At 41.5% G+C, this 10746-nt stretch carries 8 protein-coding genes and 2 rRNA genes; 6 read left to right on the top strand and 4 right to left on the bottom strand.

The genetic code is table 11. From position 1 onward, the window contains the following. From FTT85_RS08420 to FTT85_RS08395, 6 genes are all read left to right on the top strand, one after another. Nucleotides 1-108, top strand: a 23S ribosomal RNA gene (locus FTT85_RS08420); the annotation flags it as partial. Nucleotides 109-350: 242 nt separating this feature from the next. Then, nucleotides 351-465: ribosomal RNA gene (gene rrf, locus FTT85_RS08415) — 5S ribosomal RNA — on the top strand. Between the two features lie 165 nt (nucleotides 466-630). Then, nucleotides 631-1824 carry an MFS transporter gene (locus tag FTT85_RS08410; protein WP_180049905.1) on the top strand — a complete coding sequence of 398 codons (1194 nt, stop codon included), beginning with the start codon at nucleotides 631-633 and terminating at the stop codon, nucleotides 1822-1824. Nucleotides 1825-2145: 321 nt separating this feature from the next. Further along, complete coding sequence (locus FTT85_RS08405) at nucleotides 2146-2976, top strand: M48 family metallopeptidase (RefSeq protein WP_180049902.1); 831 nt, start codon at nucleotides 2146-2148, stop codon at nucleotides 2974-2976. Nucleotides 2977-3205: 229 nt separating this feature from the next. Continuing rightward, the gene (locus tag FTT85_RS08400) at nucleotides 3206-5617 is read left to right on the top strand and encodes a YgiQ family radical SAM protein (protein WP_078189552.1); all 2412 of its coding nucleotides are present in this window, start codon (nucleotides 3206-3208) and stop codon (nucleotides 5615-5617) included. A gap of 434 nt (nucleotides 5618-6051) precedes the next feature. Then, complete coding sequence (locus tag FTT85_RS08395) at nucleotides 6052-6594, top strand: DUF2726 domain-containing protein (RefSeq protein WP_078189487.1); 543 nt, start codon at nucleotides 6052-6054, stop codon at nucleotides 6592-6594. A gap of 62 nt (nucleotides 6595-6656) precedes the next feature. Here the strand turns inward: FTT85_RS08395 and FTT85_RS08390 are convergent, their stop codons facing one another. The 4 genes from FTT85_RS08390 to FTT85_RS08375 form a co-directional block, all read right to left on the bottom strand. Continuing rightward, nucleotides 6657-7013 carry a RidA family protein gene (locus FTT85_RS08390; protein ID WP_180133278.1) on the bottom strand — a complete coding sequence of 119 codons (357 nt, stop codon included), beginning with the start codon at nucleotides 7011-7013 and terminating at the stop codon, nucleotides 6657-6659. 29 nt (nucleotides 7014-7042) lie between these two features. Further along, nucleotides 7043-8359, bottom strand: a complete 1317-nt coding sequence (gene shiA, locus FTT85_RS08385) for a shikimate transporter (protein WP_180183305.1) — start codon at nucleotides 8357-8359, stop codon at nucleotides 7043-7045. Nucleotides 8360-8594: 235 nt separating this feature from the next. Beyond that, nucleotides 8595-9650, bottom strand: coding sequence for a DNA polymerase IV (dinB, locus tag FTT85_RS08380; RefSeq protein ID WP_180183304.1), 1056 nt, complete (start codon nucleotides 9648-9650; stop codon nucleotides 8595-8597). A gap of 63 nt (nucleotides 9651-9713) precedes the next feature. Further along, nucleotides 9714-10727, bottom strand: a complete 1014-nt coding sequence (locus FTT85_RS08375) for an MBL fold metallo-hydrolase (RefSeq protein WP_180183303.1) — start codon at nucleotides 10725-10727, stop codon at nucleotides 9714-9716. Nucleotides 10728-10746: the final 19 nt, after the last annotated feature.

Below are 10746 nucleotides of genomic sequence, written 5' to 3'. Positions count from 1 at the left end.
TTATGTCCACTAAAGAGCCGTTGAAGACTACGACGTTGATAGGTTGGATGTGGAAGTGCGGTGACGCATGAAGCTGACCAATACTAATTGCTCGTGAGGCTTGACTATACAACACCCAAACAGTTGTATATATAGCATCAATTGATTCACATATAATCAATCAAACTTGATTTAGTTGAAAAGCTAGATACATGAGCGAGGAATAAACAAACATTAATTATGTTTGTCCGAGCGCAAGACATAAAGCTATGCTTTATGTTAAAATCAACTCAAGTACTTCTGTTAATAACTCATTTGACCAAGCAACGGCACTGAAAAGATAAGACCAAATGCAAAGTCATAACAGTTGTGCTGGCGACAATAGCAAGAGTGAACCACCTGATCCCTTCCCGAACTCAGAAGTGAAACCTCTTAGCGCTGATGGTAGTGTGGGGTTACCCATGTGAGAGTAAGTCATCGCCAGCTCATTATTCGAAACACCCCCTGACTAGTCCAGGGGGTGTTTTTTTATGCGTGAGGAAAAGAAAAAGAAGTAATGAGAAAAAAAGAAAGAATTCATCATTCATTTCATGTGATTTATAAATTAAAGACTGAAAGGCGTATACTATCCGTGTCATTGATGGAAAGCTCATGTCTGATTTAGCCTCAAATTCTCCTTATATTGAATATGGCACACGGCCATTTCTTGCCATTTTATTTTCTTTATTTTTAGCAGGCTTCGCAATTTTTTCATCGTTGTATTGTGTACAACCGATGATGCCCATCTTTGCGAATTTCTTTCATGTCAGTCCGACACATAGCAGCTTTCCTTTATCTTTTTCTACCATTGCCTTAGCGATTGGGCTGCTATTCACTGGTTTGATTTCAGATCGATTCGGTCGTAAGCCTGTGATGGTCACCGCTTTATTTTTGGCAGCGTCACTTTCAATCATTAGTTCTATATTTCCACTTTGGAAAATATTTTTATTGAATCGCGTGCTGATCGGATTAAGTGTTAGCGGTGTTGCTGCAGTTGCAATGACTTATATAGGTGAAGAAATTGAGCAAAAAGATATAGGCTTTGCAATGGGCCTGTATATATCGGGTACTGCGATTGGAGGAATGGGTGGTCGTCTCATTGCTGGGGTATTGATTGATTATATTAGTTGGCAAAATGCCATGATGATTATCGGCATCATTAACCTATGTATAGCCACAGCATTCTTTTTATTACTTCCAGCATCTCAACATTTTCAAGCTTATCCCATTCGTTTCAACCGATTTTATGAATCTTTCGTTAAAAATTTAGCAGATCCAAAGCTGAGAATTTTATTCCTTCAAGGCTTTATCCTCATGGGATGTTTTGTCTCTATATTTAACTATATGAGCTACCACCTATTAGAAGAACCTTATCAACTTTCTCAAACATGGATTGGACTAATCTCCATAGCATATTTGGCAGGAATATATAGTTCACCTCGGGCTGCAAGTTGGGGGAAACGCTTTGGCCGGGTAAAAGTTTTACCTTCGATGCTGCTCATGATGTTGTTCGGGCTGTTGATCATGCTCATTCCGGCATTTTGGTCAGTCATTTTGGGGCTGATTGTATTCACTTTTGCTTTTTTTGCAGCGCATTCCACGGCAAGTAGTTGGGTATCAGTTCAATCCCTGCAATACCGTGCCGTAGGTTCATCTTTATATTTATTTTGCTATTACTTAGGTTCTAGTATTTTGGGTAGTAGTAGTGGTTTGGTTTGGGAAATTTCTGGTTGGATTGGGTTGACGAGCTTTATTGCTGTTATCTTGATGATTGGTTTATTTTTAGCAATACAATTGAATAAATAAAGATAGAAATATGTGAATAAGTTATTATTAAATATTCGTTTTACATCTATTTTTAATATAAATAACGCTATAAAAATGGCTAAGTTTACTATTTTTATGATTATACAATTTTGGTCTAATATGCCTTTTAAAAGGTGCCTCATAATAATGAAATACATCACAATATTATAAATAAATTATTTTTGGTTATCATTTTTAAAAGTTTGAAAAATAATAAATATATGATAAATATGAATTATTTGTTTTTTTGAATATTTTTGCATTTGTTTTTAGATAGAATTATATATATAGATCAATATTGGTATTAAAATTAAGGCGATTATGAAAAATATAACTATTTTAATGATGGCTTTGGTTTTTATCTTAATCTCAGCTTGTACAAGTACCACGAATTTAGGGACAGCAGGCGCAGAGCGAAAACAGTTTTTTATCGTTCCTCAAAAGTTATTAACTAAACAGGCGGATAGATCGTATCAACAATTTATTCATCAAGCGAAAGACAAACAACTTTTGATCATTGATCCGAAATTGGATCAGGTTTTAAATAAACTCAAAAAAAATGCGGAGTTTTACCGTCAAGGTTCGAGTCAATGGGATTGGCAAGTCAGTGGGAATTTAAATAAAGATTTAAATGCACATGGTTTTCCAAGTGGGAAAATTGTCATTAACACGGGTTTGTATTGGAGTTTAAAGCTGAATGAAGATGAATTGGCATTTGTGATGGCGCATGAAATGGCACATGCTCTGCGTGATCATCATCGTGAGAAGATTTCCCTGCTGTTTGCAAGTCAGGTGGCGATGATTTCTTCAACTGCGGGTATCGGTACGCTTGCTACTGCGGCCAGTAGTGTGACTGGGCAAGCTGTTTTTTTGCCTAAAGTTTCAAAATTTGAACTGGAAGCTGATGTCCTTGCACTTGATCTGATGTCGAAAGCGGGCTTTGATCCAAATGCAGCATTGAGTTTTTGGCAAAAATATCAGCAGGAAACGACACGCCGTCAAATGCTTGATGTAAAACCATTGATGACTCAAGACAGTATAGATAAGCGTAAGATTTATATTGAAAAATATTTACCTGAAATGCACATTCAATTTCAACAGGCACAGGCTGTAATGTTGAATAAAAATGCGATAACTCATGGCACATTCTAGATTGATTTAAACTAAAGCAAAGTTACAAATGATTTATTTAAATCTTGTTTTATAGTCGTGCTACAGCACTATTACATCTGATGGCTATATAAAACAATTCAATGATTCTGTAGCTATTGTATAAATTATAATCAAGCATGATGAATGGAATTCATGGTAAAATGATCGGCTTTCATCTTCTTTGATCTTTTTTCAGATCATTCCATCTGCCAGCCGAGAATTGCTAGCCATGTCTACTGCTTATACTATGCAGACTGCGCCAAAAGCGTTGTTTGATTACGACAAATATTGGGCGTCTTGTTTTGACCCTGCGCCATTTTTGCCGATGTCACGCGAAGAAATGGATCAACTCGGTTGGGACAGTTGCGACTTTATTTTGGTTTGTGGTGATGCGTATATCGATCATCCATCATTTTGTTCAGGCATTATCGGCCGTACCCTTGAAGCGCAGGGTTTCCGTGTCGGGATTATTGCTCAGCCGGACTGGACCAATGTAGAAGCATTTCGTGTGTTGGGTAAACCGAATATTGCTTGGGGCGTAACAGCCGGCAATATGGATTCGATGATCAACCGTTATACGGCTGACCGTAAAATCCGTTCGGATGATGCGTATTCTCCAGATAATCAACCGAATAAACGTCCAGACCGCGCAGCTACGGTATATTGCCAGCGTGTGCGTGAAGCTTATCCAGATGTGCCTGTATTATTGGGCGGTATTGAAGCGTCGCTGCGCCGTATTGCGCATTATGATTATTGGTCAGATAAAGTCCGCCGTTCAGTATTGATGGACTCGAAAGCCGACCTGTTGATGTATGGTAATGGTGAACGTTCAATCACGGAAATCATGCATCGTTTGGCTCGCGGTGAAAAAATCCAAGAGATTACGGATGTCCGCGGTACTGCATTTATTGTGAATAAAAATAACCGGGCTTCAAAAGCGAAGTTTGTTGAAATCGCATCAAATGATGTCGATGCGATTGGCCGTGTCGATCCGATCATTAACCCTTATGTGATGACCGAAGACCTTGAAGGTTGTGAAATCGAAAAAGGCAAAGACAGCGTTACGCAATATCAAGGCTTCCAAAAAGAAGCGGTAGCAAATCCGATTGTTCGTGAAGGTGATAACTTAGACGCCGACACGCAAATCGTGCAGCTGCAGCCTGCATCAAAAGCCATTAAGCATAAATTGCCGCCGCGTGAATTGGCGGTGATTCGTTTACCTGCCTATGAAGATGTGGCGAATGATCCTGTACTGTATGCACATGCCAACCGTATTTTGCACTTGGAAACCAATCCGGGCAATGCGCGCGCGATGGTGCAAAAGCATGGTGAACGTGATGTTTGGCTGAATGCGCCGCCGATTCCCTTGACTACAGAAGAAATGGATTATGTGTTTGACTTGCCGTATGCACGTCTGCCACATCCTGCGTATGGTGAAGCGCGTTTTCCTGCCTTTGACATGATTAAGTTCTCTGTGAACATTATGCGTGGCTGTTTTGGCGGCTGTACCTTCTGCTCAATTACAGAGCATGAAGGGCGTATCATTCAAAACCGTTCTGAAGAATCGATTTTGCGTGAAGTTGAAAAAATTCGTGATACCGCACCGGGTTTTACTGGGATCATTTCTGACTTAGGCGGTCCAACGGCCAATATGTACCGTTTGGCATGTAAAGATCCTGAGATTGAAAAGAACTGCCGTAAGCCGTCGTGTGTATTCCCGGGTGTATGTCAAAACTTACATACCGATCATGCGCCTTTAACCCAGTTATACCGTAAAGCGCGTTCATTGCCGGGGATTAAAAAGATTCTGATCGGTTCCGGTTTACGCTATGACCTTGCGGTGTTAAACCCAGAATATGTCAAAGAATTGGTGACACATCACGTTGGCGGTTACCTGAAGATTGCGCCAGAACATACCGAAAAAGGTCCATTATCGAAGATGATGAAACCGGGGATCGGGACCTATGACCGTTTCAAACAAATGTTTGATCGTTTCAGTAAGGAAGCAGGGAAAGAGCAGTATCTCATTCCTTACTTTATTGCAGCGCATCCGGGTACGACTGACTATGACATGATGAACTTGGCAATTTGGCTGAAGAAGAATGGTTTCCGTGCCGATCAGGTGCAAACCTTTTATCCATCACCAATGGCGACTGCAACGACCATGTATTACACCGGTAAAAACCCGCTGGCTAAAGTGGCGCGTTATACTGAAAATGTCGATATCGTGAAAGGTGAAAAACGCCGCCGTTTGCATAAAGCCTTCTTACGTTATCATGATCCAAACAACTGGCCATTGCTGCGTGAAGCGCTCAAAGAAATGGGGCGTCAGGATCTGATTGGTAACTCAAAACAGCATTTGATTCCGACGTATCAGCCTGCGGGTAGTGCTGAGGGCCAATACCAATCTGCACGTAAAAAGAACTCAAGCATTGCGGGTGATTCACAAAAACGTACAGGCGAACAAGGTAATCGGACTAAGGCTGCTCAATCGCGTCCTTCAAATACCAAGAAGCGTCCTGAGCGCGGTCAAATCTTGACGCAGCATACTGGTCTGCCGCCGCGTGAAACGGGTGATGCGAAAAAACCTTTTGGCGGTCCGAAACCCAAAGGAAAATCGAAGCCTAAATCACGCGCTTAAAATGATTAAATAAAAAAAGACACTTCGGTGTCTTTTTTTATGGGTGTTATGCTCGGCAGCATAAGACAGTTTGCATTTTTATATGCTGTTACAAGCTCAATGCCATATGTGTGTCGGTTATCTCAATGAAATACGAGCAAAATTTGACAGCTTATCGGAATTGTCTGACAGTGAGAGGAAATGCACTTGCTGTCGTTTTAGCGAATGATCTAAAGTATCTGTATATAGCAATGGATGCTATTACTCTGAACGAAGTGGCATGTGATGTTTAACGCTTTAAGTTTGCAACTTTTTGTCAGTTTAAATACGTATTGTGTGAAAGTTAGAGTTATTTTTTTTAATAGGAAATTAAAAAAATAATACTGGTTGTATACTTCGTCTTCATAAGAAGTATGTCAAAAACCAAAAATATAAGAAATATAAAGGATTATGAGATGACTATATACATAGTAATAGGGAGTATTTTACTCTTCTGTGTGCTCATAATGGCTTGGAAAAGTTTAGAAGGTGATTCTAAGCAACAAGATAGCGCATTGAAACAACGTGCTATTTTCAACATTAATGAGCAATTAACCTACACGCGTTTAAAAGAAATTTTGCCTAAGCATACGATCCTCGCTCATGTGTCTTTTGATGCACTGTTGACCACGAAATATTATCGTACGCGGAACAAGTATCGAAATATGGTGGCGGACTTTGTCGTCTTAGATGAACAGCATCAGATCTTGGCGATCGTCGCTTTAGATGATCCGATGGTGCTAAAACGGATGCAGCAGTCGCAATATCAAGATGCTTTGCTCGCTTTGGCAGGCTATCGGGTCATTCGTTATGATGATGTGCCTGAGTACGTTCAATTACGCGAAGATTTCTTAAATGAGCAGCGTGTACAAGCGCCATTTGTACCGGTTAATGATCTGAAAAAATATCATTTATATTCAGATTTGGAACGTAAAAAGATCAAAATTATTGGATCTTAGGGATTCAAAGAGCAAAATCTTTTGCAAAAAAAGCATGTCTTTATACATGCTTTTTTTAATGATTATTCAGGCTTAACGGCTACGACGGTTAATTCTACCAGTACACGCGGGTCGTATAATTTGGCTTCAACACAAGTTCTGGGTAATGCTTCAATGTCTGACACCCACGTATCCCATACCTCATTGAATGCGGCATAATCCTGTTCAATATCTTTAAGATAAATGGTCACTGACATAATGTGGCTTTTATCTGTACCGGCATCTGCAAGGAACTGATCAATAAGCTCAAATGTTTGCTGTGTTTGTCCTTTGATGTCTAAATCAAGGTCTGTTGCCAATTGACCTGCCAAATGGATCAGTTGACCTGAAATAGCGATTTCGGAAAAGCGTTTCGAAACATGCAGGCGTTGGATGGTCATGCGAAATATCCTGAAAGCAAAAAGGTCACTTAATCTTGAGTTTTAGGCATTGTAGCTGCAACCAAGGCCGTCAATAAACAGCCAACAGCAAGGTAGATTGCCACATAATGCCATGAACCATCACCCCAAATCACCAAAGCTGCTGCAATCATTGGGGTAAAGCCACCACCGATAATACTAGCCACTTGATAGCCGACACCTGCGCCACTGTAGCGATAGGCGGTACCAAACAAGGAGGTAAAAATCGGCTGGTGTACACTCACTACCATATCATGGGCAATATTGGCAAGGAAAATCGCAACGACAATAATCAGCCAAGTATTTTGAGCATCAAGGGCCATGAAGAAGGGAAAGGCCGATAGCGCACCAATTAAGCCACCCAATACACACATTTTACGATGATCAAATCGATCTGCTAGCCACGCAAAGAGGGGAATGCTGAAGCAGCTAATTGCACCAACCATTAAGGTGATATTGAGGAAGAACTGTTTGTCCATGCCCAATTGAGCGGTGGAATAATTCAGTGCAAAGTTCGTCACCAAATACATGGTGAGTAACTCGGTCAGGCGCAGCGCAATAATGTAGAAAAAGGCTTTTGGGTGTTGGCTAATCGCTTGCAGAATCGGTAATTTTTGCGGCGTTTGTCGAGCTTTGACCACATGGTCGACGAATTCTTGAGATTCGTCTTGATCACGTCGAATCCACATCGCGATAGCCAGCAACACAATACTGGCAATAAAGGGAATTCGCCATGCCCAATCAGCAAAAGCATCTTCACCCAAAGTGGCAATAATCAACGACACAGCGCCTGTTGCAAGAACAAGTCCGACGCCATAGCCAATTTGTACACCACTGCTGTAAAAGGCTTTTTTGCCTTTCGGGGCATTTTCTACAGCCATCAGGGCAGCGCCGCCCCATTCTCCACCGACCGCAAAACCTTGTATTGCCCGAAGTGTCACGAGCAGGATCGGGGCCCACCAACCGATGGCCGCAAAATTGGGTAATAAACCAATGCCGACCGTCGAAATCCCCATCAGGATGACGGTGAGCACCAACATTTTTTTCCGACCCAGCTTGTCACCAAAATGTCCAAACACAATGCCGCCTAAGGGGCGGAACAAGAAGCCAACGCCAAAGGTCGCTAAAGCAGCAAGTGTGCCCATATTGTTGCCAATACTGGGGAAAAACTGATCTTTGAAAATGAGTGCGGCAACAATGCCATAAAGTAAAAAATCGTACCAATCGACTACGGCACCAATGAAGCTACTTAATGCGGCTTTACGCGCACGTTGTTCTTGATTTTGTGAAATATTTTGAAGATTTGGAGCAGTTTTTGCAGAAGGCATACAGCGGGGTATTCCATGATTGACAACAGAGTTGCCCTGTAATATTCGGATTTGATCGTCACGCCAATCACAGGACATCATGCTGAAAGTAAAGGTGATTTTCAGCATCTCAGCGCATACACGGATAATGTAGTGCGCTGATAGAGTACTCTAATTTTAGGCTTTGTGAATAGCAAATTGCTTTAATTTTGTTCTTCTGCCTAAATCTTAAGCAAATACGATCTTCTTGAAGTTTTTAGAGCAGCGAAAGTTGTGTTTCTTGGTTTTGCGCACTTAATTGATAGACACCTACGCCAATCAGACGAAATTGATCGTCCTCAGAAATATGCATTTCATGCAGTAATTGCTGCAATACCTGCGCAAGGTCTTCACGATGATTCAGTGACGTTTTAAAACTTTTACTGTGCTGTAGCACTTGGAAATTCTTCAGTTTTAATTTGGCCGATACACCGCGCGCGCTTAACTGCTTTTTTTCTAAACTAGACCAAACTTGGTCAATCAGTTTGGGCCAATAGGGCTGACATTGGTTCAGGGTGAGATCATCATCAAAAGTGGTTTCTTTGGAAATCTGCTGACGCTCGCGGCTAGATTGGACCGGTCGTTCATCAATCCCTTGTGCATACAGATAGAGTTGCCGTCCATATTTACCGAAATGATGAATCAGAACGGCTTCTTCAATTTGTTGTAAATCCCCCAATGTATTGAGTTGCATAGCTTTTAATTTTTCTTGAGTCACTTTTCCCACACCGGGTATTTTTTTCAGTGCCAAGTCATGGATGAAATGCAGAACTTGTGAAGGTTTGATAATACAAATGCCATTGGGTTTGTTCCAATCAGAAGCAACTTTAGCCAAAAATTTATTGGGCGCGACACCTGCGGAGGCAGTTAGACCAGTGCTTTGTAAAATCTCTGCCTGAATTCGCATAGCGACTTCGGTGGCGCTCGGAATGTGTTGTAAATTTTCTGTGACATCCAAATAAGCTTCATCTAAAGATAGCGGTTCAATCAGCGACGTATAGCGTTGAAAAATGGCATGAATTTGCGCCGAAACGGCACGATATTTTTCAAAATTAGGTTCGATCACCACGACTTGTGGGCAGAGTTTACGGGCCTGTGCCATCGACATCGCAGAACGTAAACCAAATTCACGTGCAGGATAGGACGCGGCACAGATGACCGCACGAGGGTGATGTGAAGACACAACAACAGGAAGCTGTTTGAGTTCGGGGCGTTCCCGCAGCTCTACTGATGCAAAGAATGCATCCATGTCGATATGTATGATTTTCCTCATGCCTAGATAAATCAGTGCCTAAAAATTGAATTTCAGTATCGCACAGTCAATCCAGCGCTTTCCTCAATTTTTTAACTCGAACGACACAGGTTGACTGAGTAAAACCACCTTGGTGTTTTGAGCTGCTGCCGACTGTATCAATAGATTTAGGCTTTGAGGAGTGTCATCGGCAAAGCGAGGTAAAAATTCGAGCTCTGGATTCAGTGGTTTGAAAAAATTATCCCAGTGAATTGGAATCACGGTGCTGGGGTGAAGAGTCGCTAAGGTTTCTTTGAAATATTGCTGTTGAAATGCTGCCGTTTGCTTGGAAAGCTGAGCGATGCCTAAAAATAAAGTATTGACTTTTAGTTTTTGCAACTGTTTGGGCACAGCACCTGTACTGGCTTTGACTAAACTGTAATGCGGTCCATGTTGGATGAGATAGTCATAAGATCCACCTTCTTTAAACTGATTAAAATGTGCAGGGAGTTGCAATGGCTGCGAAATTTCTTCCCCCAAATCATCATTAACGGCCGTTGGCGGAGTATGTTGCGAGGGGATCGCAGTAATGGTGAATTTACCGATTTGCATCGGTTGCCAAGCTTGAACTTCGTGCAATTGTGATTCAGCGATTGGCATCGCCCGTGCAATATTTAAGGTGCTTTTAGAGCCGACAATCATGGCCTTGGGGAGCTGGTGGGCCAACATTGGAATATCAAGCGCATGATCATAATGTGAATGAGTTACGAAAATAGCACGTGTGCGTTTTAAGTCGTATTGGTCGATATAGCTGTGTAATAAAGGTCGATCACTTTGAATCTGAGTGAATATGGTCCGACTGAGCGATGGTCGACTAAAGAAGCCATCGATGAGGATTTGCTCTTGACCATCGTCAAACAGTAAGGTCGAAACGCCAAAGAACTTTACGTGATAGGGCGCCGCTGAGTGAGTATCTGTAGTGATTTGTGTGGGATGTTGATAATGCCATGTTTTAAACGCTGCCAAGGTCCCTGAAGGTTGGATCAAATAAGCCAATATCCCGATGGCGAGGATCATAAAGACTGAAAATATAATAAGAAAAGTTTTTAAAATACGCATCCTGCGACTCAGTTTTCAT

The sequence above is a fragment of the Acinetobacter sp. YH01020 genome, assembly GCF_013420275.1.
GTDB lineage: Bacteria > Pseudomonadota > Gammaproteobacteria > Pseudomonadales > Moraxellaceae > Acinetobacter > Acinetobacter amyesii.
This window is presented reverse-complemented; position numbering and strand designations above follow the sequence as displayed.

Excerpts from the sequence above, each read along its gene's own strand:
- FTT85_RS08410 (WP_180049905.1), top strand. The coding sequence starts at position 631 with ATGTCTGATTTAGCCTCAAATTCTCCTTATATTGAATATGGCACACGG.
- FTT85_RS08405 (WP_180049902.1), top strand. The coding sequence starts at position 2,146 with ATGAAAAATATAACTATTTTAATGATGGCTTTGGTTTTTATCTTAATC.
- FTT85_RS08400 (WP_078189552.1), top strand. The coding sequence starts at position 3,206 with ATGTCTACTGCTTATACTATGCAGACTGCGCCAAAAGCGTTGTTTGAT.
- FTT85_RS08395 (WP_078189487.1), top strand. The coding sequence starts at position 6,052 with ATGACTATATACATAGTAATAGGGAGTATTTTACTCTTCTGTGTGCTC.
- FTT85_RS08390 (WP_180133278.1), bottom strand. The coding sequence starts at position 7,013 with ATGACCATCCAACGCCTGCATGTTTCGAAACGCTTTTCCGAAATCGCT.
- shiA (WP_180183305.1), bottom strand. The coding sequence starts at position 8,359 with ATGCCTTCTGCAAAAACTGCTCCAAATCTTCAAAATATTTCACAAAAT.
- dinB (WP_180183304.1), bottom strand. The coding sequence starts at position 9,650 with ATGAGGAAAATCATACATATCGACATGGATGCATTCTTTGCATCAGTA.
- FTT85_RS08375 (WP_180183303.1), bottom strand. The coding sequence starts at position 10,727 with ATGCGTATTTTAAAAACTTTTCTTATTATATTTTCAGTCTTTATGATC.